We start from the raw sequence: 23504 nt of genomic DNA, 5'->3' as shown, positions 1-23504 counted from the left end.
CAGTCCTACAGGTCGGCCAGCGCCGACTCGATCTCGTCGTAGTCGGGGAACTCGGGCCACTCCTCGGCGACCCAGTCGTACCTGACGGTCCCGTCGGTGTCGACGAGGAACACCGCCGGCCGGGGCTCGGTGACGCCGGCCATCCCGTCTAAGTCGTGGACGACGCCGTACTCCGCGGCCACGCCGTTCGCCGGGTCTGAAAAGAGGGGGTAGTCCATCTCACGCTCGGCGATGAGGTCTTTGTGTTCGTACGGCGTCGAGATCGAGATGCCGACGACCTGCACGTCGTAGGTCTCGTCGAACGCGCGACTCGTCAGTTCCTTCCACGTGTACGTCGCCGGGAACGCGCCGTCCATCGAGTGGAAGACGAGCAGGACCGGCGACTCGTCGGTGAGGTCGGACAGCGAGGCGTCGGCCCAGTACTCGGCGTTCACCAGCGGCCGGGTGAAGTCCGGGGCCTGCTCGCCCGTCTCGACGTGGTCCGTCTCGCCGAGGTCGACGACGTCGAAGTCGACCATCAGTCGTCGCCTCCTGCGGCGGCACTCGTTCCGTCGGCAGCAGCCGACCCGTCACCGTACGTCTGTTCCAGATACTCGACGATGTTCGCACTCTCGGACATCGTGACGCCGGTCTGCTCGTCGACGATGGCCGGGACCGTCCGCTTGTTCGTCAGGCGGGCGACGACGTTTCGTTCGGAGTGGAGTGGCTCGACGAACCGCGACTCGTAGTCGAGGTCCAGGTCCGCCAGTTTCCGGACGACCCGTTCACAGTAGGGACACGCCTGTAGCCGGTACAGCGTGATCGCTGGCTCTGCGGTGGACATGGACGGACGTTCGGCCGTCTCGTGCCTAAGCCCTTCGCTCGCGGCACCGCCCCGCCCGCGATCCGCGCCCGGTGCCAAAGGGACAACTCTTAATCCCGCCCCCGGACAAGAGAGGGTGGTACATGGGTTTGTCGTCGGTATACACGGCTGTCTGGCCGACAGCCTCGCTCCTGCAAGTCGGTGGAGTAGCACAGTCGCTCCCGATCAACGACACGACCATCGGCATCCTCGGTGCGGTCGCTATCGTGATCCTCCTCGGGCTGTCGGCGTTCTTCTCCTCCTCGGAGATCGCCATGTTCTCGCTGGCGAAACACCGGATCGACTCGATGATCGAGGAGGGCATCCCGGGTGCAGAAGGGGTCCAGGAACTGAAGGAAGACCCCCACCGCCTGCTGGTGACGATCCTCGTCGGCAACAACATCGTCAACATCGCCATGTCCTCGATCGCGACCGGGGTCCTCGCCGTGCTGGACGTGGGACCGGGTCAGTCGGTGCTGATCGCCACCTTCGGGATCACCACGCTCGTTCTCCTCTTCGGCGAGTCCGCCCCGAAGTCGTACGCCGTCGAGAACACCGAGTCGTGGGCCGTCACCATCGCCAGGCCCCTGAAGTTCTCCGAGAAGGTCCTGTTCCCGCTGATCGTCGTCTTCGACTACCTGACGCGGATCATCAACCGCGTCACCGGTGGTCGGTCGGCGATCGAGACCTCCTACGTCACCCGCGACGAGATCCAGACGATGATCCAGACCGGCGAGCGCGAGGGCGTCATCGAGGAGGAGGAACGCGAGATGCTCCAGCGCATCTTCCGGTTCAACTCCACCATCGCCAAGGAGGTGATGACCCCCCGTCTCGACGTGACCGCCGTCCCGAAAGACGCGACCATCGACGAGGCCATCGAGACCTGCGTCCAGTCGGACCACGAGCGAGTGCCGGTCTACGACGGGAACCTCGACAACATCATCGGGATCGTCAACATCCGCGACATGGTCCGCGCGAAGTACTACGGCGAGGGGAGCGCGGACCTCACCGACCTCGTCCAGCCGACGCTCCACGTGCCGGAGTCGAAGAACGTCGACGAACTGCTGACCGAGATCCAGGACAACCGGATGCAGATGGTCGTCGTCATCGACGAGTTCGGCACCACGGAGGGGCTGATCACGATGGAGGACATGGTCGAGGAGATCGTCGGCGACATCCTCGAGGGCGACGAGGAGGAACCGTTCGAGTTCCTCGACGACCGGACGGCGCTGGTGCGCGGCGAGGTCAACATCGACGAGGTGAACGAGGAGTTGGAGATCGACCTGCCCGAAGGCGAGGAGTTCGAGACGCTGGCCGGCTTCATCTTCAACCGCGCCGGCCGCCTCGTGGAGGAGGGCGAGGAGATCGAGTTCGACGGGATCGACATCCGGATCGAACAGGTGGACAACACCCGGATCATGAAAGCCCGGATCACGCTCCCCGAACCGAGCGAGGAGACCGAGGAGTCGGACGACGACGAGCAGACCCCCGACGAGGCGGAAGCGGAAGTCGACGACTGACGGGGCTCGGTCGACGAGAGACGGCCGAGAGGTACTCGACGCGACCGACGACACCGACGCGACCTTCTCACACCGACGCAGTCTACAGCCGACTACAGCACCGCCGAGACCGCAGTGAAGACGCCGTAGCCGCCGGCGAACGCCAGCACGAGCGACCCGATCCACGCCAGTACCGTCTTCACCATCTTCTCGGCGCTGACGCCGCTGCCGCCGGCCGCGTAGCCGGAGCCGACGATGGCCGAGACGATGATCTCGTTGAACGAGACGGGGATCCCGAAGAAGACGGCGGTCTGTGCGATGGCGAACGAGGGGATCAGCGCCGCGATAGAGCGCCGAGGCCCGAGCGACGAGTAGTCCTGTGCGAGCGCCTTGATCATCCGGGGTGCGCCGGTCCACGACCCGACGAGCAGGCCCGCGCCGCCGCCGACCAGCACGGCCCACAGCGGGACCGACACGTCGCCGAGCAGTGGGAGCAGTGGTCCGATCGCGAGTCCCACCTGACTCCCGCCGGCCGAGAACGCCACCAGTCCGCCGAGTGCGAGCAGGAAGTGTCGCTGACCCGCCTCCCGGTCGCGGGCCATGTCGTAGCGGAGGAGTCCGGCGACCAGCAGTGCGACCGCGAGCGAGACGAGCAGACGGCCGACGGGGAGGCCCGCGACGCCGACCGGGGGGAGCGACGCGGCGACCGTGCCGGCGATCGATCCGGCTTCACCGGCCGGGCCGAGCACCGAGAAGTCGACGTTGGCGACGATCACGCCCACGAGTCCCGCGAGGCCGGGCACCGCGAGTGTCTCGGGGATCGACTCGTTCCGGAGGAAGCGGGCGGTGGCGTAGGCGATGCCGCCGCCGACGAACGGGACCAGCACCCACAGCGTGGCGATCTGCTGGTACTTCGCCCACGCCGGGCCGCGACCCAGCGCGAGGCCGACGCCGACGACCGCCCCGGTGACGGTGAAGGCGGTGGCGATGGGGTAGCCGGCGAAGACGCCGACCGCGACGAGTGCGGCGGCCGTGATGAGCCCCACGATGGCAGCCGTCGCCGTCAGCGGGGCACCGACCACCAGTTCGGAGCCGACCGCCTCGGTGACGTTCGCACCCTGTAACACCGCCCCGAAGAAACCCAGTAGGCCGACGATCAATCCGGCCCGCATGACCGAGATAGCGTTCGCGCCGACGGCGGGCGCGAAGGGCGTCGACCCCGAGGATCCGGCACCGATCGCCCACGCCATGAACAGACTCGCGAGTCCCGCGACCACCAGCGTCGCCAGCGTCCCGACTGCGACCATGGTCAACCTCGTGGCGGTCCCCCGTGAAGTGTCTGCCGACCCTGGTGTATCACAGCGCCGTCCGACAGCCTACGACCGTGAGGCGTCCACGTCGATGGCGTCGACCGGGCAGATGTCGACACAGAGCATGCAGTCGATACACTGGTCCTCGCGGGTCGGTTCGACCTTCCGCTCGGAGGCGGGGTGGTCGGGCGTCTCGACCCAGGTGAACACGTCGACCGGGCAGTCCTCGAGACACGCGCCGTCCGCGACGCAGATGTCGTAGTCCACCGCGACGTGGCTCCCGTGGATACCCAGTTTCTCGGGGGGGTCGACCGGCCCCCAGACGGCCACGCCGTTCTCCTCGCCCACCTGCTCGCGGTTCCGGTCGAAGTTCGGGTCGATTCCCATCGGTACCGGGTCGGCGCGCTGTGGACTTAAGCGGCCGGCATCCCGAGCCACGAGCATGGGACACGTCAACGAGTCCGCAGTCGAGGCGACCACGGTCGAACACGCCGAGGACGTGCAGTTCCGTCGCAAGAAACTCGGTGAGGCAGCCGGCGGCGAGCGACTCGGCGCGAGTCTGTACGAACTCCCGCCCGGCAAGAAGGCGTGGCCGTACCACTGGCACACCGCCAACGAGGAGGCGCTGTACGTGCTCGCCGGCGAGGGGAGTCTGCGCCACGACGACGAGACGGTCCCGCTCGAACCCGGCGACTACGTGGCGTTCCCGACCGGTCCAGAGAGTGCTCACCGCGTCGTCAACGACGCCGAGGACACGCTCCGGTATCTCGTCGTCTCCGAGATGCGGGAACCGGACGTGCTGGGCTACCCCGACTCCGAGAAGGTCGGTGTCTACGCCGGCACGCCGCCGGGCGGCGACGAGTCCGAGCGCGTGCTGTCGGGGTTCTTCCGCGAGGACGACGCGGTCGACGTCTGGGAGGGTGAGTGAGCGAGGACCGACCCGACCGTGCCGGCGCGACTCACGCCTCGACGAGGGCGTCGTCCACGTCGGCGAGTAGCGAGTCGACGGTGTCGCGGTCTTCGTCGGGCACGTCCGACCGATAGGTGTCCAACACCTGCCGGACGACCCGGAGTTCGGCCGTCGTCAGGCGGTCACACTCCTCGACTTTCCGGAGGAGTCCGAACTCGAATCGGGGGGTCCGGTCGTCGTCGATCTCCGCGTCGATCCACCGGAGCAGGGCGGCGTGGAGGACCCACGCGTCCCGACGCGACAGGTCGAGACCCGCAGGCCCGTGGCAGGTGGTCGTGGTCATGTGGCGTCACGGTCGTCTCTAGGCACGCACCGCCCTTGAGTGTGTAGGGTGTTGGCATACCACATGCACGACGGCGAAAGGGCACCTCGCGGATCGGTGCAGTCGCTACGAGGGTCGTAGAAGTCGCAAGAACTGCCGGAAGGCGGCGGTGACCGTCGTCTCAGTCCGAGGCCGCCAGCTTCCGGGCGCGGTCGGTCTCGACCAGTTCGAGCACGTCGTCGAAGAAGCCCAGCGAGTCGTGCGGACCGGGGTTCGCCTCGGGGTGGTACTGGCGCGTGAGGACGCCGAGTTCGTCCGACTCCAGTCCCTCGGCGGTGTCGTCGTTGACGTTCACCTGCGTCACGTCGAGTTCCGGGCCGGGGTCGCCGACCGTGTAGCCGTGGTTCTGGGTCGTCATCACGACCTTGCCGGAGTCGAGGTCGCGGACCGGCTGGTTGACGCCGCGGTGGCCGAAGTCCATCTTCTCGGTCGTGCCGCCGAGCGCGCGGGCGACGACCTGCTGGCCGAGACAGATGCCGGCGACCGGCACCTCGCCGACGAACTCCTCGACGAGCGCCTGTGCAGCCCCGAAGTTCGCCGGGTCGCCCGGCCCGTTCGAGACGAACAGCACGTCCGGGTCGAGGTCGGCGACCGTCTCGGACGTCGTGTCGTACGGCAGGACGTGGACCGTCGCGCCGCGCTCGGTCAGTGAGGAGCGAATCGAGCCCTTCGCGCCGCAGTCGATCAGTGCGACCTCGGCGTCCACGTCGGGCGCGTCCGCGTCCGGTTCGTAGGTCTCGCTCGCGTCGACGCTGACCTGCGCGCCGATGTCCATGTGTTCGGACATCCCCTTACACTCGGCGAGTTCGGCCTTCGCGTCCTCCGGTGTCACGCCCTCGCCGACCGCGATGCCGCACTTCATCGCGCCGCCCTCGCGGATGGCGGTCACGAGGTCGCGCGTGTCGAGGTGGTCCACGGCCGGGACGCCCTCGTCTGCCAGCCACTCGACGACCTCGTCGGTGAACTCGCGGGCGACGGCCGCACGCGGGTGGACGCGATCCGACTCGAATCGCTCGTCTCGGACGCCGTAGTTGCCGATGAGGGGGTACGAGAAGGTGAGGACCTGCTCCTCGTAGGAGGGGTCCGTCAGGCTCTCTTCGTACCCTGTGTATGCGGTCGTGAACACCAGTTCACCACGTGTACGGCCCGGAACACGGCCACGCGCCTCGACGACGCGCCCGTCTTCCAGTGCGACGTAGGCGTCCGACATTACGAGATACGCATGAAGGCCACCGTGATAAGCGTTGCTTTCGTAGCTGAGTTACGAATTTCGTAATCGGTAAGTGGTGGACGGTCGTTCGTGACCTATGGACGAACTCGACCGGCGCATCCTGACGATCCTCAGACGGGACGCGCGGACGCCGTACACCGAGATCGCAGAGCGGGTCGGGACGAGCGAGGGGACGATCCGCAATCGGGTGGAACGGATGACCGAGGAGGGCGTCATCGAACGGTTCACGGTCGCGACCCGGACCGGCAACATCAAGGCGATGATCGAGGTGTCGGTGGCGGTCGACGTGAACACGACCGGCGTCGGCGAGCGCATGGCCGAGTGGGAGGAGGTCGACTTCGTCTGGCAGGTGTCCGGCGAGGAGGACATCGTGCTGGTCGTGGACGCGGCCGACACGCGCGGCGTGAACGACCTCATCACCGAGTGTCGGGAGATGGACGAGGTCCAGAGCACGAAGACGCGGCTGATCCTCGACGAGAAACTGGGCTGAACGTCGGAGCGGCACGCCGGGAGAGTGGGCAGAACACGTCGCCGGCCCGCCACGACAGCCAGTCACGCATCGAAGCATCCTTCACCCCGGTCGCCGATGGGTCGGCTATGAGCGCAGACGAGGCCGACAGTCGGGCGACTTCGGCCAGTTCGGAGGAGCGGACACACGAGAACGCCCGCCAGCACGTGGTGGCGGTCGACGGCGACGACAACGAGGAGGGGACGGTCAACCGCCTCGACGCCCACACCGGCGACGGCATCCGGCACCGCGCGTTCACCGCACTGGTGTTCGACGGCGAGGGCCGCATCCTGCTCGCACAGCGATCCCCCGAGAAACGGCTCTGGGACACCCACTGGGACGGCACCGTCGCCTCCCACCCGGTGCAGGGCCAGACCCAGAAGGAGGCGACCCGCCAGCGACTGGAGGAGGAACTGGGCATCACGCCCGACCAGTACGACGACCTGCGCGTCACGGACAAGTTCGAGTACAAGCGCTACTACCCGAACGAGGGCGTCGAGTGGGAGGTCTGTGCGGTCCTGAAGCTGACACTGGACGACCTGTCGATGGACCCCGTCGAGGAGGAGGTCGCCGGGATGCTGTGGGTCGACTACGACCACCTCCACCAGCATCCGAAGTGGTACCGCCAACTGCGCCTCTGCCCGTGGTTCGAGATCGCCATGCGCCGCGACTTCGACTGACCGGCGCGCCGCAGACGACCACGCCACCCTCGACTCGTGTCACCGACGACGCTTCTCCTGCCGACCGACGTTCGTGAGACGCTCGTCTCGGAGGCGAGCGACGGGTCGCCGGCGGAGATCTGTGGCGTCTTGCTCGGCACCGGACGAGCGTCCGAGACGGTTCGCGTGATCGACAGCAGGCAGGTGCCGAACGTCGCAGACGACCCGCGGACGCGGTACGAACTCGATCCGGGAGAGACGGCGCAGGTGTTCGAATCGGTCGAGCGTGGGGGTGAGTCGGCCGACGACACGGCGAGTGAGTCGCGGAACACGACCGAAGTCGTCGGCTTCTACCACTCGCACCCGCGAGGCCCGCCGGGACCGAGCGCGACCGACCGGGCACAGGCGCAGTGGCCCGGCTACGTCTACCTGATCGTCTCGCTCGCCAGCGAGTCCGACGCGACACCGACCACAGACGGGGCGGCGACCGCGACCGAGGCGCCGGCGGACGCCGACGCCGAGGGCGTGGGAGCCGAGGGTGCGGGTGCCGGGGTGGCGACTGACGAAGACGCGAGCGAGTCGTCGGAGCGCGCCGGAGCCGACATCGGTGCGTGGCGCTGGACCGGCGACGAGTTCGAATCGCTGGCAGTCGAGAGCAGCGACGACGAACAGGTCACTGACGAGAGCGACGACTCGCGGTCGGCGTGAGCCGAGACGACAAGACGTTTCCTCGCCGGGACCCCAGCGAGGGTATGGACGACCCGGAGCTGTACGACGACCTCGCAGGGCAGGTCGCGCTCGTGACGGGCGCGAATCGCGGTATCGGCCGACAGATCGCGGAGAACCTCCACGACCTCGGCGCGACGGTGTACGCCGGAACCCGGAGCGTCACCCACGACGTGCCGGACGACTGGCAGCACGTCCTGCTGGACGTGACACAGGAGGGCGACGTGGAGTCGGCGGTCGACGGCATCTTCGACGAGGTCGGTCGGCTCGACATCCTCGTCAACAACGCCGGTATCGGCGAGTTTGGCGACGACATCGTCGCAGAGCCCACGGACCGGATCGACCGGACGCTGGCGACGAACCTGCGCGGCCCGATGCTTCTCTGTAAACACGCGGTGCCCCTGCTGATCCAGCGTGAGGGTGGTCGCGTCGTCAACCTCTCCTCGGGGATGGGCGCGATCGGCGAGGCGCAGAGCGGCGGGTCGCCCGCGTATCGAATCTCGAAGACGGGCATCAACGGCCTGACGGCGTACCTCCACGGGGAGTACGCCGAGCAAGGCCTGCTCGCCAACTCGGTCTGTCCGGGCTGGGTCCGGACCGACATGGGCGGCGACGAGGCGGATCGGTCGGTCGAGGAGGGGGCGGAGACGCCGACGTGGCTCGCACGCTTCCAGCCGGGAAGCCCCGGCGGGAAGTTCTGGCGGCGGAAGTCCGTGATCGACTGGTAGGCGTCGGTCGGCGGCGACAGAGTGGGGGCGGTGTCGACGGCGTCGGACGAGGACTTTTCTCCGTGGTCGGTGTTGGTCGGCTATGCGCGTGGTTCGGTCGCCGGAGACACAGCCCTGTTACGTCTGTCGGGCGCGGGCGGAGGTGGTCGTCGCGCAGGGTCACCGGACGTGGTACGCCTGCTGGGAGCACGCGACACCGCTGTTGGAGTCGGGTGGAACGGTCGTCGGCGGCGAACTGCGGGGTCGCCGTCGGCGACGGTAGGCGCGTCTTCTGCCCGCCACGGTGGTCGCACACGCGACACTCGCCGCAGAGTGCCGGGGCTCCGCGACGACCGGAGAAATACCGCAGAACGTCTCACTGCCCGCCAGTGCCGACTCTACGCGCCGGCTTCCTGGAGCGCCGCCTCGATGTCCTCACGCTGGGTGACGCCGACGAACCGGTCGACGATGCCGTCGTCGTTCTCCACGATCAGCGTCGGGAGCGAGCGCACGGAGTACTGGTTCGCCACGTCCTGTGCCTCGTCTACGTCCACCTTCTCGAAGCTGACGCGCTCCCCGTATTCGGCCTCTAACTCGTCCAGAATCGGGTCCTGCGTCTTACACGGCCCACACCAGTCCGCGTAGAAGTCTAAGAGTTTCACCGTCATTGTGCGTCACCGGGTTGCTCACCTGCGCGCATAAGGATTTCCCACTTCTCACGCGAGCACCGCCGACCGACACACCGATTCGGCCGACAGCCAGCCGGGGACAGCGATTTGTCACCGGAGCACACAGTCGAGCGTATGACAGACGACGGAGACGGGATCGGCGAGCAGACGGCTCCTGTCGACGATCCGAGCGACCCCTACGGCGAGTTCCGGCAGACCGAGGTGTTTCTGAACGGGCGGGCCGGCGTCGACCCCGACTACCCCATCGCGGTCGCCGATCTGCGCGAGCAGGCCCGCGAGACGCTCGATGCCGACGCCGAGGCGTACCTGTTCGGCGGCGCGGGTCGGGAAGACACGATGCGAGAGAACCGCGACGCCTTCGTCGACTACCGACTCGTACCCCGAATGTTGCGGGACGTGTCCGACCGCGACCTCTCCGTCTCCGTGCTGGACTCCGACCTCCCGGTCCCGTTTCTCCTCGCGCCCATCGGGATGCAGTCGCTGTTCCACGAGGATGCGGAACTGGCGACCGCGCGGGCCTGCGCCGACCTCGACGTCCCCCTCGTCCTCTCCTCGGTCGCCAGCGAGACGCCCGAGGACGTGGCCGAGGAGTTGGGTGACACGACAGGCTGGTTCCAACTCTACTGGAACGCCGACCCCGCAGTCACCGAGAGCTTTCTCGCCCGTGCCGAGGACGCCGGCTACGAGGCGCTCGTCGTCACCGCGGACACGCCCTTCACCGGGTGGCGCGAGCGCGAACTCCAGCAGGCCAGCCTCCCCTTCTTCGACGGCCACGGCCTGGCGACGTATCTCTCCGACCCCGCCTTCCGCGAGGCGCTCGACAGCCCACCCGAGGAGAATGAGGCCGCCGCGGTCCAGCACCTCCTCGACGGCTTTTCGGACGCCTCGCGCACGTGGAGCGATCTCGCGGACCTGCTCGATGGGACCGACCTCCCCGCGCTGGTGAAGGGCGTCCTCCGACCCGACGACGCTCGGCGCGCGGTCGAAGCCGGCGCGGAGGGGGTGATCGTCTCGAACCACGGCGGCCGGCAGGTCGACGGCGAGATCGCCGCGCTGGACGCGCTTCCCGGCATCGCCGACGAGATCGGTGACGAGGCGACCGTGCTGTTCGACAGCGGCATCAGAGGTGGCGCGGACGCGCTCCGGGCTATCGCGCTCGGTGCGGACGCGGTGCTGCTCGGTCGACCGTACGTCTACGGACTCGCGGCCGGCGGCGCGGACGGGGTGCGGTCGGCGGTGGAGAACTTCCGGGCCGATCTCGATCTGACGCTCGGTTTGCTGGGCTACGCCGCCGTGACCGAACTGGATCGGGACGCGGTGGTGGAGCAGTGACGGCAGTCGGGAGAGCAGTCGCCGGTGGCCGACAACGAGTAGTGGTCAGTCCTCGGCGTCGAGTGCCGCGAGCAGTGCCCGCAGGTCGTCGGTGGAGTCGAACATCTCCCCGGCGTCGGCGTACGACAGCACGCCCTGGCGAACCGCGTTCGCCACCTCGCTCGGGTCGTTTCTGCGCTCGTCTTCGTCGTCCGGCAGGAGATCGGCGATGCGGCGGCCTTCCTCGACCGCCTTCTCCTTCTTGACGCGGAAGTTCCCCTTCGGCGTCTGGTGGAGTTCGTGCGGCGCGAAGAAGGCCCAGTCCTCGCGGTCGAACCGGGCGGCGATGAGGGCTTCGGCACCGAAACTGTCCGCGAAGAAGCGCAGGGCGTCGACCTCCTCCCACGTCAGGTAGATGGGGTCGCCGCTGGAGGATTTGGCTTCGATAGCGTAGAAGACGCCGCCGTCGCCGGCCAGCACGTCCGGGAGTTCCCGCGTCGTCGCACTGCCCGAGGCCGGCGCGCGCATCACCGCGAAGCCGGCCTCGTCCAGTCGGTTGACCAGTTCCCGCTCCCGGCGGTCGCCCTTCTGGTTGGCGGTCATACCTCACCTCGCCGGCGGGCGGGCTTAAGTCGGACGACTACGCCTCGGGGCCGGTGTGGTGACGCCACCGCGGTCGGCGCGTTCGATTCGACCTACGTCCCGTGGTCCCAGGAGTCCATGTACTCGCGCTGGGTGTCGGTCAGCGAGTCGATCTCGATGCCCTCCGACTCCAACTTGATCTCCGCGACCTCCCGGTCCAGTTCGTCCGGTACCTCGTGGACACCGGCGTCGTAGGCGTCGCCGTTCTCCACCAACTCGCGGACACAGACAGCCTGCACGCCGAAGCTCTGGTCCATCACCTCGACCGGGTGGCCGAGGGCGATGGGGGCCGCGAGGTTGACGAGGCGACCCTCCGCGAGTACGTTCAGTCGGCGACCGTCGGCCATCTCGTAGGCGTCCACGCCGTCGCGGGCCTCGTACTGCTCGACCGCCATCTCGCCGAGTGCGTCGAGGTCGACCTCCACGTCGAAGTGGCCGGCGTTCGCCAGCAGGACACCGTCGGGCAGGACCTCGAAGTGCTCGCGGGTCACCACGTCGCGGTTCCCGGTCGTCGTGATGATCACGTCCGCGTCTTCTGCGGCCTCGGCCATCGGTTGCACGTCGTAGCCTTCCATGTGCGCTTCCAGTGCGCGCCGGGGTTCGACCTCGGTGACGACGACGTTCGCGTTCTGCCCCGCCGCTTTCTTGGCGACACCCTTCCCGCAGTAGCCGTAGCCGGCGACGACGACCGTCTTGCCGGCCCACGAGAGGTTCGTGGTCATGGCGATGCTCGCCAGTGCGGACTCGCCGGTGCCGTGGACGTTGTCGAACAGCGTCTTCATCGGCGTGTCGTTGACCGCGAACACCGGATAGTCGAGTTCCCCGTCGGCGTCCATCGCCCGCAGGCGGTGGACGCCGGTCGTCGTCTCCTCACACCCGCCGACGATGGTGTCGATCAGGTCGGGATGGTTCTCGTGGATGGCGGCGACCATGTCCATCCCGTCGTCGACCGTGATCGTCGGCTCGTGTTCGATGACCGCCTCGATGGCCTCGTAGTACGCCTCGTCGTCCACACCGCGAAGCGCGTAGGAGGTGATGTTCTCGTGGGCGTCCAGCGCGGCGGACACGTCGTCGTGCGTCGACAGCGGGTTACAGCCGGTGATGGCGACCTCCGCGCCGCCGTCGGCCAGCGTCTCCACGAGGTTCGCGGTCTTCGCCTCGACGTGCATCGCCATCCCGATAGTGTAGCCGTCGAAGGGCTTCGACTCCCGGAACTGCTCTCGGAGTGCCGTCAGAATCGGCATGTGTTGCATCGCCCAGTCCATCTTCCGTCGCCCCTCGGCCCGTGCCGCGTCCGGGTCGTCGAGGTGCTCGGTGATCGGCGGGAACGCCGTCGTGCTCATGCTGTCGGCTTACACGAGGGCGCTCAAAACGGTGCCGAAACCCGGAGCGTTGCCGACGCGGTACCGCGGCGTGACCGCCGACCCGACCGACAGCCGTGGCCGTCACTGGCCGGTGTCGTGTCGAAAGAGAAGAGTCGCGTAGGTGCCGCGTCGGCGTGGGACGTCCGGTGCCGGTGCTTAGAACGGCAGGACCGGCAGGTCGATCAGCGCGTTGCCGTTACCGTTGCCGTTGCCGTTTCCGTTACCGTTTCCGCGGTCCGACTTGTCCTTGCCCTTGTCGTTGCCGTTACCGTTGCCGTTGCCGGGACCGCCGCCGTTCCCGTTGTTGCCGTTACCGTTGCCGTTGCCGGCCTTCGTCTCGTTGCCGTCTGCGGTCTCGTTACCGCCGGCGTGCTCTGGCGGGCCGCCGCCGTTACCGGGGTTGTCGCCGGGACCTTTCGCCTTACCGGGGTTGTGCTCGCGGACCCACTCCGAGAGTTCCTGCCCGATGCCGCCGGTGCGGTTCTCGTCGCCCAGCAGGTCGTGGACGAACTCCGAGACGCGCTGCCCGAACGGCTGAGATGCGTTCTCCTCGTCTTCCTCGCCCAGCGTCAGCGTCGTGGACGCGCTCTCGTTGTCGTACGTCGCCGTGATGTCGAGGGTCACCGACTCGTTGCCCTCGTAGCCGGGGAGGTCGACGGTGCCGTCGGCGTCCGTCTCGTAGCTCCCCTCGCCGGAGTAGTTGCCGTCGGCCTCGACCTCGACGGTCGCGTTCTCGACCGCACTCTCGTTGTCGGTCACCGTCACGACCGCGCCGTCGTCGGTCTCCTCGGCGGAGACCGCGAAGCCGGCGGGACCGGCGAGGTCGACCGTCTCCTCGACGCTCTCGCCGTCATCGACGACGGTCAGCGTCACCTCGACGTCACTGCTCGGGGCCGGGAGGTCGACGGTGCCGTTCGCGTCCGTCTCGTAGCTCCCCTCACCGGAGTAGTTGCCCTCGGCCTCGACGACGACCGTCGCGTTCTCGACGGCGGCCGACCCGCGCGTGACCGTCACCGTGGCCGAGCGGTCGTCGTTCTCCGTGACCTCCACGTCGAGGTCGCCGTCGTCGAGTTCGGCCGTCGTGCTGGCCGAGAGGTCACCGCTCGTCGCGGAGACCTCGACCGTCGTCTCGTTCGCGGGGGCGGGCAGGTCGACGGTGCCGTTCGCGTCCGTCTCGTAGGTGCCGACGCCCGCGTAGTCGGTCTCGTTCAAGTCGTTGACGGCGATTGCGGCGTCCTCGACGGCCGCGCCGTACTGCGTGACGGTGACCGTCGCGGTGCCGTCGTCCGCCTGTTCGACGTCGACGTCGAGCGACTCACTCAGGGGGACGAGTTCGACCTCGGTGGTCGTCGCGTTCCCGTCCGCGACCGCGGTCAGTTCGACCTCGGTCGTGTTCGCGGGGGTCGGCAGGACGACGGAGCCGTTTGCGTCCGTCTCGTACGTGCCGTTCCCTGCGTAGTCGTCGCTCTCGACGACCAGCGTGGCGTTTTCGACTGCTGTCCCGTTGTCCGTCACGACGACAGTCGCCTCGCCCGTGTCGGGCGACTGGGTCGTCTCGATTGCCAGGTCGGTCTCGTCGTCGGCCGCGACCGACGCCGGTGCGGCAGCACCGACGATCAGGAGCGCGGCGAACGTCGCGGCGATGAGTTGTTTCGCGTTCATCCGTACCCGGTTCAACTGTCGGGTTCCGGATAAAGGGGGTCTCTCGTTCATCCGGTTCGCTCGTGTTGAAACGGACTGAGAACCGTTCAAGAACGTTCAAAGAGCGCTCTCCTCCCGTAACTAACCTGTCCTCTCGGCGAGGTCAGTCTGTGTCGGATCGTGGGGAGATTCGTGTGGTGTGTTGACTCGCCTCGACTGTCGGTGACCGGACAGACTGGTCACTCGACGCGCCCGGCAGCACTACTCACTCGACGCGGTCGACGGCGGCACTCGCCGCCTCGCGTGCCCGGCGGCGGACCGCCTCGGCGTCCAGCGTCAGCACTTCGCGGTCGCGCATGAGCACGTCGCCGTCACAGACCGTGTGGCGCACGTCGCTCCCCCGGACGGCGTACGCGAGGTGACTGACGAGGTCGTGGGCGGGCGTGAGGTGCGCGGCGTCCAGATCGAGCACCGCGAGGTCGGCGTTCGCGCCGACGTCGATCCGACCGGAGTCGAAGCCGAGGGCGTCGGCGCTCCCGGCGGTCGCCATCTCGACGACCGCTTCGGCCGGGACCGCGGCCGCGTCGTCGGCAGCGAGTTTCCCGAGCATCGCCGCGTCGCGCACCTCGTCGAAGGCGTCCAGGTCGTTGTTCGAGGCCGCGCCGTCGGTGCCGAGTCCGACGCCGACACCCGCGTCCAGCAGCGTTTGGACAGGAGCCATCCCGCTGGCGAGTTTCATGTTCGAGGCCGGACAGTGGACGACGCTGGTGTCGGTCTCCGCGAGCGTCCCGATCTCCTCGGCCGTCAGGTGGACGCCGTGGGCGACCCACGTGTCCTCGCGCAGGAGACCGTGGTCGTCGGCGTAGTCCACCGGGCGCTGGCCCGTCTCCGCGTCGATGGCGTCGACGTACTCCTGCGTCTCGTTCAGGTGGAAGTGGATCGGGACGCCGAGGTCGTCCGCGGCGGTCGCCAACTGATCGAGATACTCGCTCCCGACCGTGTGGGGCGCGTGGGGCATCAGCGCCGTGGTGACGCGCCCGTCGGCAGTCTCGTCGTACTCGCGGGCCATCTCGATGCCCTCGTCCACGTCGGCCTGCGCCGCTTCCTCGTCTTTCCCGATCGTGACGACGCCGTGGCCGAGTCGGCCCCGGAGGCCGGCGGCGTCGACCGCCTCGGCGACCTCGCCGACGTGGAAGTACATGTCGGCGAAGCCGGTGGTGCCCGAACGAATCAGCTCCAGCAGGGCGAGGTCGGTGCCGGCGCGCACGTCCTCGGGCGTCAGGACGCCCTCGACCGGCCAGATGTCCTCCTGGAGCCACGCGTCCAGCGGCTTGTCGTCGGCGTAGCCCCTGAGGAGTGTCATCGCGCCGTGGCCGTGCGCGTTGACGAGGCCGGGGACGACGAGGCCGCCCTCGGCAGAGAGCGTCTCCTCGGTGTCGCGGTCGGCCGCGAGGTTCGGTTCGACCGCCAGAATCTCGCCCGCCTCGCGGTCCACGAGCACGTCGGCACGCTCGACCGTCAGATCGGGCCGGAGGACCCGCCCGCCCGCGATCAGCAGTGTGGTCATACCAGTCGGCGCGGGGCGGGCGACCCTGAATCCATCGGCTTCGCCCGGTCACGAATCCGTGGTCGTCCGGGACCGGTCCGGGTCGTCCGACCGAGCGCCCGTCGTCCGCGGAACTCTATCGCCGATTGAACGGCGCGCTGCGAGCCTAACGTCGTGTTAGCCCGGTGGTAACAGCCACTTAGCTACGTCACCAGTCCGCGTCACGGACGCTATGTCCGACACGCCCCGCGACCGCGAAGACGTGCCAGCCCCCGAGTCGAGTTCACCCAGCCGAGCGCCCGCCGACTCACGGATCGACACCGAACCGGGCGTCGAGAGCGACCGCAGACGAAACGTCCTCCTCGGTCTCGCCGGCGGCGGCCTCCTCTCACTGCTCGGTGCTGGCCGGGCGACCGGGCGCGTCGTCCCCCTCCAGTCGCGTGACTTCCACGACCGAAACCGTCTGACAGACGCGTTCAAACGCCGGCTGGCGGCGGCACGGACCCACCTCCGGGGTGAGATGGCGGTCCCCGAGTCGAACGGGGACGACGACCTGCCGGGCTACTACGCCTCCTTCACGAAGGGGCTCCCGCACGCCGCGACCGGCGAGGTCGCGGCGTCGGCCTACGAGTCGCTGCTGGCGGCGCTCGCGGGCGACGAGGCGTTCTCGGCGATCCCGCTCGGCGGGGAGCGAAAGCTCGTCAATCCGGAGGCCGCGCTGTCGTACAACACCACGGGCTACGATCCACACGACGTGGCGATGCCCCCCGCGCCGGCCTTCGCGAGCGACGAGGCGGGCGCCGAGATGGTCGAACTCTACTGGCAGGCACTCCTCCGGGACGTCCCGCTCGAATCGCTCGAGGACTCGCCGCTGGCGATGGCCGCCTCGGCCGAGTTGGCGGGGCTGTCGGGCTACACCGGTCCGACTGCCGGTGACGGCTCGATTCCGCCGGACCTGCTGTTCCGGGGGACGCTCCCCGGTGACGCTGTCGGGCCGCATCTCTCGCAGTTCCTGCTCGCGCCGATTCCGGAGGGTGATACCCTCACTATCGACCAGCGGTACCGAGTGCTCGCGGCGGGGGCGGACTACCTGACCGACTACGATACGTGGCTGGCGTGCCAGAACGGCGAGTCGCCGACCGCCGACGAGGTGTACACCGACGACCGGCGGTACGTGACGACCGGGCGTGATCTGGCGACGTACGTCCACCGGGACTTCCCGTACGCGGCGTACCTCCGGGCGGCGCTGATCCTCCTCGGGATGGGCGCGCCGTTCGATCCGGCGAACCCGCTCGCTGGCTCCGGATCGCCCGGCTCTCCTTCCTCTGCTCCCTTCGTGGACTTCGGCGGGAACGACGTGCTGGACGCGGTGGCGGGCGTGACCGTGCCGGTCCAGCACGCGAACTGGTGTCACAAGTGGCTGGTCCACCGCCGGCTTCGCCCGGAGGCCTACGGCGGGCGCGTCTTCCGGACGCGGTCGGGCGAGGGCTCGTATCCGATCCCCGCGACTCTGCTCGACTCACAGGCGGTCGCGGAGACGGCCGCCCAGTTCGGGACGAGTCTGCTCCCGCAGGCGTACCCCGAGGGTGCGCCGCTGCACCCCTCCTACCCGGCCGGCCACGCCGGTATCGCGGGCGCGGCGGTCACGGTCCTGAAGGCGTACTTCGACGAGGACTGGACACTCCCGTCGCCGGTCGTCCCCTCGGCGGACGGTTCGACGCTCGAGTCGGCGGACGCGACTCTGACGGTCGGCGGGGAGTTGAACAAACTCGCCTCGAACGTCTCTATCGGGCGCAACTGGGCCGGCATCCACTACCGGTCGGACGCGGCCGACGGCCTGCGACTCGGCGAGCAGGTCGCGCTGGGGTACCTGATGGACCGGGCGCGGAGCTACGCCGACACCTACGACTTCGCGGGGTTCACGCTCACGACCTTCGACGGCGAGCGCGTCCGGATCACGGCCGAGGGCGTGGTGTCGGCCTGACGCCGGCCACCCGGCCGACCGACACGAACAACCAACTACGAAGCCGAGACCAGCCCTCCGCGTGCCACCCCCACGACCTACATAGCACTCGATAGCCGACATAGCAAGCCCTTCACACCCCCGTCACCCTTCGAGAGACATGTCCACCGAGCAACTCACGTTCGGCTTCGTCTGCGTCCAGAACGCCGGTCGGAGCCAGATGTCAACCGCGTTCGCAGAACAGGAGCGCGACCGCCGAGGCCTGACGGACCGTGTCGCAATCGTCACCGGCGGGACGATGCCCGCCGACCACGTCCACCCCGAGGTCGTCGACGTGATGGCCGAACACGATATCGACCTCTCCGACCGCACGCCACGCGAGGTCTCGGACGCGGAACTGAACGCCTGCGACGTGGTGGCGACGATGGGTTGTTCGACGCTGGAACTCGACGCCGACGTGACGGTCCGCGACTGGGCACTCGACGATCCGGACGGCCAGCCCCCGGAGCGCGTCCGTGAGATCAGAGACGAGATCGAACGGCGCGTGGTCGCGCTGTTCGACGAGTTCGTCGGCGAGCACTGAGCCCCGCCGACCGACGATCAGACGAGTCCGGGGAGGAACCGCACCAGCCACAGCGCCACCATCCCGGCGACGATGGTCCACAGCAGGTCCTCGGTCCGCCACGCGACGCCGGCGGCGACCAGCCCCGCGATCAGTCGGCCGTCGGCGAGCGTGCCGTCCAGCGTCGGCTCCACGACCAGCAGGTCCGGCGCGACCAGCGCGGCCAGCACCGCCGGTGGGACGTACCGGAGCGCCCGTTCCAGCGTCGGCGGCACGGTGTCGATGTAGCCGAACAGCGCGACGAACGACGCGCGAAAGGCGAACGTCACGACGCCGATGGCGACGACCGCGAGCCAGATCGCGGTCGGCCCGTACTCAGTGACCACTGTCCACCTCCGAGGGGTCGACGTCCAGTGCCGACTCCGCGAGCACGCCCGCCGCGACGCCCGCGACCGCACCGACGATCAGCCCGAGGTTGTACGGGAGGGTCGCACCGGCCAGCGCGACCCCGCCGCCGACAGCCGCCGAGACGACGGTCGCGCGGTCCGTCACCGCCGGGACGAGGATCGCGAGGAAGACCAGCGGCACCGCGAAGGACAGCCCCCACGACGCCGGAACGCCGGTGCCGAGGAGGACGCCCGCGACGGTGCCGATCTGCCAGACGACCCACAGCGTGAGGGCGATGCCGAGGTAGTAGGCCAGTTTGTCCACGGTCGGCGACTTGGCGTACTTCGCCACCGAGAGCGCGAACGCCTGATCGGTGAGGACGTACGACGCCAGCGCCTTCGTCCGGGCCGAGAACTCCCGGAAGTGCGGCGCGATGCTCGCCGAGTACATCACCAGTCGGAGGTTGATGACGACGGCGGTGCCGACGACGATCAGGAGGGGGCTGTTGTCGCCGAGCAGTTCCATCGCCGCCAGTTGCGACGCACCGGCGAAGACGACGACGGAGAGGCCGACGGCCTGCGGGAGCGACAGTCCCACGTCCACGGCCGTCACCCCCGCGACCAGCGCGAACGGGAGGATTCCGGGGAGGAGCGGCAGAGACGTCTTCACGCCGTCGACGAACGCGGCACGGTCCATAGAGTGCGTCGTCGCTCCCCCGAGAAAGGCCTGTTCGTCGCGGCACGACGCGCCCCTGCCGAGGATACCGACTCGCGCCCGCCGACTGCTCTCTCGCGTCCGACTACTCCTCGCCGATCACGACCGCCGTTCTGATCTCCAGTGCGCGCTCGAACTCGTCGCGTCTGTTCTCACGCCGGCCGATCCGCCGGAGTTGTGCCTCGTGTGCCCGGCCGACCGCCATCGTCTCCCGTCGGTCGAAGCCGAGTCGGTCGCCGATCACCGACCAGTGATCCGCCGGGACGAAGAAGACACGCGCGCCCTCGTCGGTTCGGCAGACCTGTTCGTACTGCCGACGATAGTCGTCGAGCCGAGGGCCGAGGTCGGCCTGCACCGCCGAGAGCAGGTCCGGCAGTCGGTGCGGCGCGACGCTGGCCTTCGCGGCCGCGAGCAGTTGGACCTGTCCCTCGATAGGCACCTCGGACACGCTACCCTCCGGCGCGCATCGCCTTCTGCGCGAACCGGTCGAGCAACGCCTCCAGACCGTCCGGGTCACCCGCGAAGGCGATCCGTACTTCGGTCAGCGAGACGGTCGGGCCGACGCCGACCTCGACCGACGAGAGCCTCGCCCGCCAGCCGTCGCCCGCGACCGTGATCGTCTGTCTGCCCTCGTCGTTCTCCGTCTCCGCGACGACCTCCCCGCCGAGGTTCCCGAGGTAGTGAACCGCGAGTCGCACCGAGATACCCCGGAAGGCCCGGTCCCGGTGGAGCCAGTCGTCGGGCACGTCGGCCGGCGGGTGGGGCCAGTCGTCTCGGTCGTCGTCCGCCCCCGCCGTCTGATCGCCGGACATCAGCCACCCGCGACCGGCGGGAAGACACTCAGCCGGTCGCCGTCGTCGAGTTCGGTCTCGATTCCCTCCATGTGCAGGACCTCACGGCCGTTCTTCAGGACGTTGATCTGCGGCTTGAGGTCGCCGTCGACGAGGAGTTCGCCGACGAGACCCTCGTGGCGCGCTTCGAGTTCGGCGAGTACGTCACCGACCGTACTCCCGTCGGGGAACTCCCGTTCGACGGTCTTCGCGCCGACCGCCTCCCGGAAGGTGGCGAAGAAGCGCAGTTCGAGTTGCATACCGGGTCTGTGTCCCGTGTCGGCAAAAGTCGTGCGGCGTCGGGCGGGGACCCGGTCGCCACTACGTCGTCACCGTTTGCCGAACCGGATGCCGTCCTCGACGAGGCGGGCGTTGCGCTCGCGGTCGAGGTGGTCCGCGAGCCAGTCGACCTCGTACAGTTGGCCGATCAGGTCGGCCTGGAGGTTGCGCCACGCGATGGCGTAGATGGGCGACTGGCCCCACGCCCGGAGTTCCGGGACGAACTCGTCGTAGCGCTCCAGGTGGTCCTCCAGTCGCTCCAGCACGTCCACGACGAAGCCGGCCGCCTCGCTCTCGCTGTCGGCCTCGGCGACCGCGCGGTTGAGTCGGCTCTCGATGCCCTCGACCGCCCGGATCATGTCCTGTGCCGAGTCGCCCTCGGGGTCCGGCAACGACTCGATGATCGGCTTCGGCACGGCGAGACTGATCTCGTCCATACCTTCCGGTTCGGTGGGTCGGTGAAAAACGTCCCGGCGAGCGAACCCGACTGCGACAGGGACCGACCACGAGAGCCGACAGCAGACTCACCAGTCGGGTGGGCTGGCGCGAGTTCATCTCGCTCACTTCGGCGGCGTGTAGCCGCTTCAGGCACGCCGACGGTTCCAGGTAGGCACTCGCGCTGAAAGCGACTGGTCCACCGGGTGTTGCACGATGGGTCGCAGATTTCACCGGGTGGGACTGAAAGGGGCCGCGCTCTCGACCCTGCCCCGACGCCGGTAGCACCGCAGGGCGGGAGAGCCAGCTTGCTGGCTCGACCGACTGAGGCGCGCACCAAGTCGCGGCAGGTCGAGAGCGCGGGGGCTTTCACCTCTCGTCGTTCACGACCGTATCGACAGAAGTCACACCTTCGGAGGGCTTTCACCTCTCGTTCTCGACAGCCGAACCAACCGACTTCTCACGATCACATTCGACTGAGTTTCCGACAACCTAATCGACCGAGTTCACACAGACAACCCAGCCAACCGCGTTCACTCACCCGACTCCCGCGTCAACACGTGACTGTAGCGCGTCAGCGAGCCGTGAACTCGCTTCTCGAACAGTTCCTCGACCCGCCACCCAACCGACACCGCCACCTCCCGCAGTGGCTGGTCCGCGACCACGACCGCCCGAGGTGCGACGCGCCGGGCCTCCGAGAGCGCGCCCGACACTAGATCGCGCAACTCGTGGCGTGCGACCTTCGACTGACGACCGTAGGGCACGTCGAACACTGCCGCGTCGAAGCTGTCGTCACGAAAGGGGAGGGCGGTCGCATCCGCGCGTGTCACGTCGTAGGTGCCGACCGCGCGGTCGTTGTCCGGACGCCCGTCACCTCCACCGAGGTACGCGTCGAGATTCGTCTGCGTCCCACGGGCCATCTTCCACTGGGCGTCCGATCCGACCACGTCCGCACCCAGCAGGCCCGCCTCGATCAGCACGCCGCCGGTGCCGCACATCGGATCGAGGACGCGCGTCTCGGGACCTGCGCCGGCGATGTTCGCCAGCGCCCGCGCGTCGAGTGGGGCCATCCCGCCGGGCTGGAAAAACGGCCTGTCGGTCGGCTTCCGGTCGCCGTAGTCCCGGACGCTCTCGACTGCGAGCCAGCCCAGGAGACAGGTGTCACCCGAGAACACCGCCCGGAGTTCGTGGTCCGGATCGTCCAGGTCGACCGCGAAGCCGCGATCCACGAGGACCGCGCCGAGTTCCCGCTCCGCCTCGCGGGTGCTGACACCCGTCGCGCCGTGGACGTCCCGTGCGCGAACCGCGATCGTGGACTCGGCGTCTGCGACCGTCCTCTCGCGGTCGACGCCGAGATCGACCGCCCGGAGCGCCGCGCGGGCACTCTCGACCGAGGCGTCGGTCCGGGCGAGAAGCCGCGACACGCGGTGGGTGTAGGCCAACCCCGCGACGCGGGCAGGCTGGATCGACCCGGCGGTCGCCACGCCGGGGGCGACCCGCTCCACGCCGACGGCGGCGTTCCGGGCCTCACACGCGGCGAAGGCGTCGTCCTCGCCGCCGAGTTCGAGGAAGTACACGTCGTGTGGGGTGTCGGCCCCGGCGTATCAGCCTACCGAACCCGCTCGTCGCTCGACGCCCGCCGTCGCCGGCCGACTCGGTGAAACCACCGGACGACGCCGCGATCGCCGGGTGTGTGAACACGTCGAAAACCCGACCTATCGCGCCCCGGCACCAACCTTTATAAACCTTAAATACGATACTTAAGTCAGTATATGACAGACCCCAAGGAGACCATCAACATCGAAAACGTCGTCGCCTCCACGGGAATCGGTCAGGAACTCGACCTCCAGAGCGTGGCCATGGACCTGGAAGGGGCCGACTACGACCCGGAGCAGTTCCCCGGACTCGTCTACCGGACCCAGAACCCGAAGTCGGCTGCACTCATCTTCCGGTCGGGGAAGATCGTCTGTACCGGCGCGAAGTCGACCGACGACGTCCACGAGAGCCTGCGCATCGTCTTCGACAAACTCCGCGAACTGAAGATCAACGTCGACGACGATCCGGAGATCGTCGTCCAGAACATCGTCACCTCCGCCGACCTCGGGCGAAACCTCAACCTCAACGCCATCGCCATCGGCCTCGGTCTGGAGAACATCGAGTACGAACCGGAGCAGTTCCCCGGTCTCGTCTACCGACTCGACGAACCGGAGGTCGTCGCGCTGCTGTTCGGCTCCGGTAAACTCGTCATCACCGGCGGGAAGAAGCCGGTCGACGCCGAACACGCCGTGGACAAGATCGTCTCACGACTCGAAGAACTCGGCCTGCTGGACTGACTCCGGCACCTACAACCGTCCCGACTCCGTTCTTT

29 protein-coding genes are annotated in these 23504 nt (G+C 68.5%); 11 read left to right on the top strand and 18 right to left on the bottom strand.

All coding sequences use genetic code 11. The annotated features are described in order from the left end of the window. Positions 1–5: 5 nt before the first annotated feature. Both LI337_RS12995 and LI337_RS12990 read right to left on the bottom strand, forming a co-directional pair. On the bottom strand, positions 6–518 hold the full coding sequence (locus LI337_RS12995; RefSeq protein ID WP_227230268.1) for a redoxin domain-containing protein: 513 nt from the start codon (positions 516–518) through the stop codon (positions 6–8). Beyond that, positions 518–823: a glutathione S-transferase N-terminal domain-containing protein gene (locus LI337_RS12990; RefSeq protein WP_227230267.1), complete on the bottom strand. Its 306-nt coding sequence runs from the start codon at positions 821–823 to the stop codon at positions 518–520. Before LI337_RS12990 ends, LI337_RS12995 begins: the two co-directional genes overlap by 1 nt. A 122-nt stretch (positions 824–945) precedes the next feature. On the opposite strand from LI337_RS12990, the gene LI337_RS12985 reads away from it, so the two are divergent. Further along, positions 946–2361 (top strand): hemolysin family protein, encoded by a 1416-nt coding sequence (locus tag LI337_RS12985; protein WP_227230266.1) that lies wholly within the window; start codon positions 946–948, stop codon positions 2359–2361. 92 nt (positions 2362–2453) lie between these two features. Here LI337_RS12985 and LI337_RS12980 read toward each other — a convergent pair whose 3' ends face one another. Together LI337_RS12980 and LI337_RS12975 are read right to left on the bottom strand one after the other, a co-directional pair. Beyond that, positions 2454–3647, bottom strand: coding sequence for an inorganic phosphate transporter (locus tag LI337_RS12980; protein ID WP_227230265.1), 1194 nt, complete (start codon positions 3645–3647; stop codon positions 2454–2456). A 69-nt stretch (positions 3648–3716) separates the two neighbouring features. Then, entirely contained in the window at positions 3717–4037 is a 321-nt protein-coding gene (locus LI337_RS12975; RefSeq protein ID WP_227230264.1) for a 4Fe-4S dicluster domain-containing protein, read from the bottom strand. Between the two features lie 55 nt (positions 4038–4092). Between LI337_RS12975 and LI337_RS12970 the strand changes: the two genes are divergently transcribed. Further along, the gene (locus tag LI337_RS12970; protein ID WP_227230263.1) at positions 4093–4578 is read left to right on the top strand and encodes a cupin domain-containing protein; all 486 of its coding nucleotides are present in this window, start codon (positions 4093–4095) and stop codon (positions 4576–4578) included. 31 nt (positions 4579–4609) lie between these two features. Here the strand turns inward: LI337_RS12970 and LI337_RS12965 are convergent, their stop codons facing one another. Then, positions 4610–4903: a DUF7853 family protein gene (locus LI337_RS12965; protein ID WP_227230262.1), complete on the bottom strand. Its 294-nt coding sequence runs from the start codon at positions 4901–4903 to the stop codon at positions 4610–4612. Between the two features lie 160 nt (positions 4904–5063). Further along, entirely contained in the window at positions 5064–6152 is a 1089-nt protein-coding gene (gene carA / locus LI337_RS12960) for a glutamine-hydrolyzing carbamoyl-phosphate synthase small subunit (RefSeq protein WP_227230261.1), read from the bottom strand. A 97-nt stretch (positions 6153–6249) separates the two neighbouring features. On the opposite strand from carA, the gene LI337_RS12955 reads away from it, so the two are divergent. The 5 genes from LI337_RS12955 to LI337_RS12935 all read left to right on the top strand — a co-directional run bounded on the left by LI337_RS12955 (position 6250) and on the right by LI337_RS12935 (position 9056). Then, positions 6250–6663, top strand: a complete 414-nt coding sequence (locus LI337_RS12955) for an Lrp/AsnC family transcriptional regulator (RefSeq protein WP_227230260.1) — start codon at positions 6250–6252, stop codon at positions 6661–6663. A 107-nt stretch (positions 6664–6770) separates the two neighbouring features. Further along, positions 6771–7361, top strand: coding sequence for an NUDIX hydrolase (locus tag LI337_RS12950; protein ID WP_227230259.1), 591 nt, complete (start codon positions 6771–6773; stop codon positions 7359–7361). A 36-nt stretch (positions 7362–7397) separates the two neighbouring features. Then, positions 7398–8048, top strand: a complete 651-nt coding sequence (locus LI337_RS12945) for a Mov34/MPN/PAD-1 family protein (RefSeq protein ID WP_227230258.1) — start codon at positions 7398–7400, stop codon at positions 8046–8048. A gap of 44 nt (positions 8049–8092) precedes the next feature. Continuing rightward, on the top strand, positions 8093–8794 hold the full coding sequence (locus tag LI337_RS12940) for an SDR family NAD(P)-dependent oxidoreductase (protein ID WP_227230257.1): 702 nt from the start codon (positions 8093–8095) through the stop codon (positions 8792–8794). An 82-nt stretch (positions 8795–8876) separates the two neighbouring features. Further along, positions 8877–9056: a hypothetical protein gene (locus tag LI337_RS12935; protein WP_227230256.1), complete on the top strand. Its 180-nt coding sequence runs from the start codon at positions 8877–8879 to the stop codon at positions 9054–9056. A gap of 115 nt (positions 9057–9171) precedes the next feature. Here LI337_RS12935 and trxA read toward each other — a convergent pair whose 3' ends face one another. Then, positions 9172–9441: a thioredoxin gene (gene trxA, locus LI337_RS12930; RefSeq protein ID WP_227230255.1), complete on the bottom strand. Its 270-nt coding sequence runs from the start codon at positions 9439–9441 to the stop codon at positions 9172–9174. Positions 9442–9576: 135 nt separating this feature from the next. Here trxA and LI337_RS12925 point away from each other — a divergent pair, with 135 nt between their 5' ends. Then, positions 9577–10794, top strand: a complete 1218-nt coding sequence (locus LI337_RS12925) for an alpha-hydroxy-acid oxidizing protein (RefSeq protein ID WP_227230254.1) — start codon at positions 9577–9579, stop codon at positions 10792–10794. Positions 10795–10839: 45 nt separating this feature from the next. On the opposite strand, the gene hjc is transcribed toward LI337_RS12925, so the two are convergent. From hjc to LI337_RS12905, 4 genes are all read right to left on the bottom strand, one after another. After that, positions 10840–11376, bottom strand: a complete 537-nt coding sequence (gene hjc, locus LI337_RS12920; protein WP_227230253.1) for a Holliday junction resolvase Hjc — start codon at positions 11374–11376, stop codon at positions 10840–10842. A 92-nt stretch (positions 11377–11468) separates the two neighbouring features. After that, positions 11469–12758, bottom strand: a complete 1290-nt coding sequence (locus LI337_RS12915) for an adenosylhomocysteinase (protein WP_227230252.1) — start codon at positions 12756–12758, stop codon at positions 11469–11471. Positions 12759–12935: 177 nt separating this feature from the next. Beyond that, positions 12936–14441, bottom strand: a complete 1506-nt coding sequence (locus tag LI337_RS12910) for a hypothetical protein (protein WP_227230251.1) — start codon at positions 14439–14441, stop codon at positions 12936–12938. 244 nt (positions 14442–14685) lie between these two features. Next, on the bottom strand, positions 14686–15987 hold the full coding sequence (locus LI337_RS12905) for an amidohydrolase (RefSeq protein WP_227230250.1): 1302 nt from the start codon (positions 15985–15987) through the stop codon (positions 14686–14688). A 211-nt stretch (positions 15988–16198) separates the two neighbouring features. Here LI337_RS12905 and LI337_RS12900 point away from each other — a divergent pair, with 211 nt between their 5' ends. Together LI337_RS12900 and LI337_RS12895 are read left to right on the top strand one after the other, a co-directional pair. Further along, positions 16199–17950 carry a phosphatase PAP2 family protein gene (locus LI337_RS12900; protein ID WP_227230249.1) on the top strand — a complete coding sequence of 584 codons (1752 nt, stop codon included), beginning with the start codon at positions 16199–16201 and terminating at the stop codon, positions 17948–17950. 139 nt (positions 17951–18089) lie between these two features. Beyond that, entirely contained in the window at positions 18090–18512 is a 423-nt protein-coding gene (locus LI337_RS12895; protein ID WP_227230248.1) for a low molecular weight phosphatase family protein, read from the top strand. A gap of 17 nt (positions 18513–18529) precedes the next feature. Here LI337_RS12895 and LI337_RS12890 read toward each other — a convergent pair whose 3' ends face one another. From LI337_RS12890 to LI337_RS12860, 7 genes are all read right to left on the bottom strand, one after another. Continuing rightward, the gene (locus LI337_RS12890; RefSeq protein WP_227230247.1) at positions 18530–18877 is read right to left on the bottom strand and encodes an AzlD domain-containing protein; all 348 of its coding nucleotides are present in this window, start codon (positions 18875–18877) and stop codon (positions 18530–18532) included. Further along, positions 18867–19574 (bottom strand): AzlC family ABC transporter permease, encoded by a 708-nt coding sequence (locus LI337_RS12885; RefSeq protein ID WP_227230246.1) that lies wholly within the window; start codon positions 19572–19574, stop codon positions 18867–18869. The genes LI337_RS12890 and LI337_RS12885 overlap by 11 nt, the downstream gene beginning before the upstream one ends. A 103-nt stretch (positions 19575–19677) precedes the next feature. After that, positions 19678–20040, bottom strand: coding sequence for a DUF8048 family protein (locus LI337_RS12880; protein WP_227230245.1), 363 nt, complete (start codon positions 20038–20040; stop codon positions 19678–19680). 1 nt (position 20041) lies between these two features. Beyond that, on the bottom strand, positions 20042–20404 hold the full coding sequence (locus LI337_RS12875; RefSeq protein WP_227230244.1) for a MoaD-like domain-containing protein: 363 nt from the start codon (positions 20402–20404) through the stop codon (positions 20042–20044). Further along, positions 20404–20682: a ubiquitin-like small modifier protein 1 gene (locus LI337_RS12870; protein ID WP_227230243.1), complete on the bottom strand. Its 279-nt coding sequence runs from the start codon at positions 20680–20682 to the stop codon at positions 20404–20406. The genes LI337_RS12875 and LI337_RS12870 overlap by 1 nt, the downstream gene beginning before the upstream one ends. A gap of 69 nt (positions 20683–20751) precedes the next feature. Then, positions 20752–21138 carry a DUF7971 family protein gene (locus tag LI337_RS12865; RefSeq protein WP_227230242.1) on the bottom strand — a complete coding sequence of 129 codons (387 nt, stop codon included), beginning with the start codon at positions 21136–21138 and terminating at the stop codon, positions 20752–20754. 531 nt (positions 21139–21669) lie between these two features. Then, positions 21670–22713, bottom strand: a complete 1044-nt coding sequence (locus tag LI337_RS12860; RefSeq protein ID WP_227230241.1) for a THUMP domain-containing protein — start codon at positions 22711–22713, stop codon at positions 21670–21672. A 195-nt stretch (positions 22714–22908) separates the two neighbouring features. Here LI337_RS12860 and LI337_RS12855 point away from each other — a divergent pair, with 195 nt between their 5' ends. Beyond that, a complete protein-coding gene (locus tag LI337_RS12855) occupies positions 22909–23469 on the top strand; it encodes a TATA-box-binding protein (RefSeq protein WP_227230240.1) in 561 nt (186 codons plus the stop codon). Positions 23470–23504: the final 35 nt, after the last annotated feature.

The organism is Salinirubrum litoreum, assembly GCF_020567425.1.
GTDB lineage: Archaea > Halobacteriota > Halobacteria > Halobacteriales > Haloferacaceae > Salinirubrum > Salinirubrum litoreum.
This window is presented reverse-complemented; position numbering and strand designations above follow the sequence as displayed.